We start from the raw sequence: 292 nt of genomic DNA on the forward strand, positions 1-292 counted from the left end.
GTGACCTTTAAAAAAGGTAATCCAAAACAAACAGAGATCTCTAATCCCGAAAAGTTTTATTATGCGACTGAAATGAAATTTGCAAAAGCAGGTAAAGAGAAAGATAAGTCTACTGTTATTTATAACAGCAATATCACGATGACAGATATCCCTCTTGAAGCATATGAGTATATCGTCAATGGCAAGTCTGCCCTTGAATGGGTTATGGGGCGTCAATGTGTTAAAACAGATAAAAAGAGTGGTATTGTTAATGATGCCAATCGCTATGCGGTTGAAACCGTTGGCAACCCTG

The 292-nt window shown here is 37.7% G+C and carries 1 protein-coding gene; it reads left to right on the forward strand.

Annotated features, from left to right (window positions below; translation table 11 throughout):
- Positions 1 to 292 (forward strand): type ISP restriction/modification enzyme (locus tag BN338_RS12580; protein WP_039762734.1); only part of this gene is annotated, 292 nt, incomplete at both ends.

The organism is Bartonella queenslandensis AUST/NH15, assembly GCF_000312585.1.
Lineage (GTDB): Bacteria > Pseudomonadota > Alphaproteobacteria > Rhizobiales > Rhizobiaceae > Bartonella > Bartonella queenslandensis_A.